Source organism: Limnobacter sp. CACIAM 66H1 (genome assembly GCF_001601825.1).
Taxonomy (GTDB): Bacteria; Pseudomonadota; Gammaproteobacteria; order Burkholderiales; family Burkholderiaceae_B; genus Limnobacter.
The window spans coordinates 1-5,178 of record NZ_LUJK01000088.1; the positions used below are offsets into that span (position 1 = coordinate 1).

General features: G+C 51.3%; 6 protein-coding genes. All 6 read right to left on the bottom strand.

Annotated features, from left to right (window positions below):
• On the bottom strand, positions 1-295 hold a 295-nt coding region (locus A0129_RS15350; RefSeq protein WP_291716270.1), incomplete at its 3' end, for a GTP-binding protein.
• Positions 296-419: 124 nt separating this feature from the next.
• Positions 420-1,895, bottom strand: coding sequence for a DegQ family serine endoprotease (locus A0129_RS15355; protein WP_291716265.1), 1,476 nt, complete (start codon positions 1,893-1,895; stop codon positions 420-422).
• Between the two features lie 15 nt (positions 1,896-1,910).
• Positions 1,911-2,891, bottom strand: coding sequence for a MucB/RseB C-terminal domain-containing protein (locus tag A0129_RS15360; protein WP_291716266.1), 981 nt, complete (start codon positions 2,889-2,891; stop codon positions 1,911-1,913).
• Positions 2,892-2,905: 14 nt separating this feature from the next.
• Positions 2,906-3,556 (bottom strand): sigma-E factor negative regulatory protein, encoded by a 651-nt coding sequence (locus A0129_RS15365; protein ID WP_291716267.1) that lies wholly within the window; start codon positions 3,554-3,556, stop codon positions 2,906-2,908.
• Positions 3,557-3,572: 16 nt separating this feature from the next.
• Positions 3,573-4,175: an RNA polymerase sigma factor RpoE gene (rpoE, locus tag A0129_RS15370; RefSeq protein WP_291716268.1), complete on the bottom strand. Its 603-nt coding sequence runs from the start codon at positions 4,173-4,175 to the stop codon at positions 3,573-3,575.
• 396 nt (positions 4,176-4,571) lie between these two features.
• A partial coding sequence (locus A0129_RS15375) for a beta-ketoacyl synthase N-terminal-like domain-containing protein (RefSeq protein ID WP_291716269.1) occupies positions 4,572-5,178 on the bottom strand: 607 nt, incomplete at its 5' end.

The window sequence follows — 5,178 nt, forward strand, 5'->3', positions numbered from 1 at the left end:
AGGCACCCTCACAAGCAGACAAGGAGCGACTTACTTCGTAAGAAAAGTCAACGTGCCCCGGTGTGTCAATCAAATTAAGCAAATAGGTGTTGCCGTCTTTGGCTTTGTAGGTGAGCGCGGCTGTTTGCGCTTTAATCGTGATGCCACGCTCTCGCTCGATATCCATCGAATCAAGCACTTGAGAATCCATTTCCCGATCACTTAGACCACCGCATTTTTGAATCAAGCGATCGGCAAGCGTGGATTTCCCGTGATCAATGTGGGCAATGATCGAAAAATTGCGTATGTGCTGCATTTGCATCATTAAAAAGGGGGCTGCTCGGCCCCCTGAAAATTTCGGTAACACGTCATTTTACCCGATCAGGCCTTGCTTTACAGCATATTTCGCTAGGCCTGCCGAGTTGTTGGGGAGTAATGACTCAGGGTGTCAACACCACAAAGAAAGAGTTCTCGCCACGACGAACCAACATGGGGGCTGCTTGCCCCTTGGGAATCGCCTTCACCAAGTCTGCGAACTGCTTGGCCGAGGTAATGTCGGTTCGACCCACCCGCAAAATAACATCACCTGCGGTGATACCTGCCGATGCAGCCAGCCCCGCTGCACTACGCACCACTACCCCACCAGTCAGATTCAAAGCTGACTTCTCTTGAGCTGTTGGATCTGTCACGGTTAAACCAAGTTTGTCGGCTTCCACTGGTTTAGGTTTCTCAGCAGGTGCCGCAGCAGGTTTGGTGGCCTCAGTCTCAAACTCCGCCACTGTAATTGACACCGTTTTTTCGGCACCTTTGCGCCACAACACCATGTTTACCTTGCTGCCAGGCTTGGTTTCACCAACGATGCGCGGCAGATCTGAGGCCTTTTCAACCTTCTTGCCGTCAAATCGCAAAATGATATCGCCAGCGATGACACCTGCCTTGTCGGCTGGGCTGTCTTTGCCCACTGAGCCCACCAAGGCACCCACGGCAGAGTCAAGCCCCAAAGCCTTCGCCACATCTTTGTCTACTTCGCCAATGCCTACGCCAATACGGCCACGACTTACCTTACCGTTCTCACGCAATTGCTTGGCCACGCGCATGGCCTCGTCAATCGGAATCGCAAAAGAAATACCCATAAACCCACCAGTGCGGCTGTAAATCTGGGAATTGATGCCGATCACCTCACCATCCAGATTCAACAAGGGACCGCCCGAGTTTCCGGGGTTCACTGCAACGTCGGTTTGGATGAAAGGGAGATACTCGCCCGTATCACGCCCTTTCGCACTCACAATACCGGCGGTAACTGAATTCTCGAGGCCAAAAGGTGAACCGATCGCCACTACCCATTGACCAACCTTGGTGTTATTCACATTGCCAATTTTCAAGAACGGCAGGTTCTTGCCTTCGATTTTGACCAAAGCAACGTCGGTACGCTGATCGGAACCAATCACTTTGCCCTTGAATTCACGCTTGTCTGGAAACGTCACAATGATCGACTCGGCACCGTCTACCACATGGTGATTGGTCAACAAATAGCCATCAGAATCGATCACAAAACCGGAACCCACTCCGCTGGGGACCTCGCGCTCTGGGGCCTGCTGGCCCCCACGAGGCGCCTGTCCAGGTTGTCCTGGCATAGGGGTGCCGGGCGGCATGAATCGGCGGAAAAACTCAAAAAACGGATCGTTGGGATCCATTCCTGGAAAGCCGGGGAAACCTTGTGGATTCTGGCTCACCTTTTGAGTGGTGCGAATATTGACCACTGCTGGGCCTACACGGTCTACCAAGTCAGAAAAATCGGGCAAACCACGTGAGTTGGTCTGCGCGTGGGCTGGCACTGACCCCGCAAAAAACAGGGTGACCAACAAAAAAAAGGCCATCCAAACAAAATTTCGGGAATTCAACACTTCAGATCTCATTTAAAAATTTCCTTGTTATTGAGACTTCCAACGAACGGACTTTAAAAAAAGTCCCAAGGTTTTCTCGGGTACCTCACCCAGTACCGTGACCAGGTGCTGCCCCTGAGTTTCAGACTTCGACATCACGGCGCCGTGGCTCATAGGCACTTGCGGCATGGAGTGATTGGCCTGAACTTTCTGAATAAACACAGACAAAGTCGACAAACCATCCGAGTACACTGTTTGGTGAATTTGATCGTCTTTGGACTTTACCCTGCAAACCGTGTCAGCCTTCTTGAACCCAAACGCAAGGTCTGGCAAATCGTAACTTAACTCATCGGATGTCAGTGTACGAACTTCAGTACTACTTGTTCGCCAACCTGGCCCCGCTTTGACCAAAGTGGGGTTTTCAATCAATGCCGGTTCAAATGATATTTCCTTGAAACCCACGTTTTCAAGAACTTCACCCTGCGGAGAATACAATTCTGAACGCATTAAAAGCTTGTTCTCGCGATCTACGTATAGCCTGTATTCGTAACGCAAATCATCTTTGGGGGTCAACTTCAATACACGAACCGCGCGGCCTGCCACCCGGCGGCCTGGCATTTCACTAATCGTGTATAGCTTTTCAAGAGAATTTGAACCGTCAGCGTCAGCGAGCACTCGGGGAAATGCAATCGAAGTGTGACGTCTCTCGGTCAGAATCATTTTCCGGTCGGGAATCACGCATTGAATTTGATCGTTGTGCCGAATCCATTTTGCAGGCTGACCATCCAAGCGCTCTAGAACCTCAAACTCGCCACCTGCCGTTGCCTGATGCAACAGCTTGCTGGTTTGAGAATGTTTGCCAGACTCAGTAATCAGCAAGCCGGAATAGCTCAAAGACTTCGCTTGATCATGGCTGGCCCACACAAGATTCCACAAGTTTTGATCCGCATGTGCGACAAAAGCCACCGAGGCCAACAAAACGCCGGTTGCAACATGTTTGGCAAAGTGAAACGGGCGGTACATCTTCATGGTTTCAATTCCACTCAGCGGCTGGATGAAACATAGTTGAACTCAACATTGTGATCCGCGCTGTAAGCAGAAGGTTCCCAGACATTCATCCATTCACCAGCACTGGAGTTGGTCACAATGACGGTTTCGGTGTTGTCCAGCATGGGCCGGTCGGCCTCCACCCGGGCGATCGGGGATACGCCTGATAATCCGCCCCGAATGCTGTTCTGTTGATGGGCCATGAAATATTCTTGCCAAAGCGCCAACTCTTCATCCGTGAAAGTGCTGTCGACCGTTTGGGTTCGTACCATTTGAACCTGGCTATCCAGAGGCGGAATGGCTTGATTGAGTGCAAAACTGAAAAAACCCACTGCAGCCACCGAAGCCAGGAGCCGACGCGAGCGACCAACCGAGAACAAGCGTTGCAACGCAGTTTGACGACTTATTTGTGTAGCCAGAATGGGCGCAACCACGGTAGGTTCACTTTCCAGACTGGAAGCGATGCGTCCCAACAAATCCGGAGAGTGGAACGTGATCATTTCGCTGGAACGAATCAAGTCGCCCACCGCGCAGTAGCCCTGCCAAGCTTGGGTTTCTTCTTCTCCCATGGCTTCGAGAAGGACTCTAAGCTCAGCTTCGTCGAGCTCTCCATCCAACATCGCGGAAATTTGTTCGTTTCTGTTCATTTCTACACTCACCGGTTTACCAACGCTTACTGCCCTTGGGTTCTAACAAAGGTTTGATCTTTGCCGCAATCGATTCTCTGGCACGGAAAATTCGGGACCGAACTGTGCCTATTGGGCAATCCATTGCTGCAGCAATCTCTTCGTAACTCAGGCCATCAATCTCGCGCATAACAATTGCCGACCGCAACTCCTCAGGCAACGCCGCCATGGCCTCATTGACCGCTTCACCGATCTGCTTTGTCTGGTAGAGCGATTCCGGCGTGTCAATGTTACTAAGAGCAGCATTGTCTTCAAAAGTTTCACTGTCCCCGTCATTTGATTCTTTCAGGGTAGAAGGACGTCGTCCCTGAGTTACCAACAAATTCTTGGCGGTATTAATCGCGATGCGGTATATCCAGGTATAAAACGCACTATCACCCCGAAAATTACCGATGGCCCGGTAAGCCTTGATGAATGTCTCCTGAACAACATCCTCAATGTCTTCCTGATTGCGGACCATACGCGTAAGCAAGCGAGCCACTCTTCTGTGGTACTTGCTCACCAATAAATTAAATGCGAGTTTGTCACCAGCCTGAACGCGCTGGACAATCAACAGATCATCGTCTTTATCGGAGGACATTCATCCTCCAAAAATAGGCGGAAAGTGATGGCTTATCCGGATTTTCATGTGACTGCAACCGGCTCATCAATACTCGCAATTGCCGAAACGCCGGCGAAGACGCGGATACAAAAAGAGCCTTGCTGCTGAGGAATGAATTATGTGTCGTAAAAAGAAATAGCCCGAACGGCAAAACCCACGCCCGGGAAAACGAAACAGCGTAATACTCGAAACCATTCGAGATGGCTCGAAGCATGTAGAACCGGGGATCGAACTTAACGTGCATGCCTGAATCGCAATCGGACGTGAAGCTGAACACGAGTTTTTTAGGTTTGCGCGAGGCAGATATGACTCGGGCAGCGAATGTGAATTCATTCAACATGCTGCCCGACCGAGTGTTTGACAAGGAGCGCCCCGTTACACCCGTGCAATGGCCAAAGTACCATTGGTACCGCCAAAGCCAAATGAGTTAGACAAGGCCAGTTTGATGTTCATCTCACGGGCCGTGTTAGCGCAGTAATCAAGATCACAACCCTCACCTGGTTCAATCAGATTAATTGTGGGAGGCGAAACCTGGTGGTGAACCGCCAAAGCCGTAAACACAGCCTCAATGCCGCCCGCGGCACCCAAGAGGTGACCAGTCATGCTTTTGGTTGAGTTCACGACGGTCTTGAAAGCATGATCTCCCAGTGCACGCTTGACTGCCATGGTTTCGGCGACATCACCCAAGGGCGTCGACGTACCATGCGCGTTCACGTAATTCACTTCATCCGGGTTCATTCCAGCATTGCGCAAGGCAGCCTTCATACAACGCGCAGCACCATCACCATCGGCACAGGGTGCGGTCATGTGGCTCGCATCTGCACTCATGCCATAACCGGCTACTTCGCCGTAAATCCGGGCTCCACGCTTTTTTGCATGTTCGTATTCTTCAAGCACCAGCACGCCGGCACCCTCGCCCAAAACAAAACCATCCCGGTCTTTGTCCCAAGGGCGACTTGCGGCTGCGGGGTCATCATTGCGC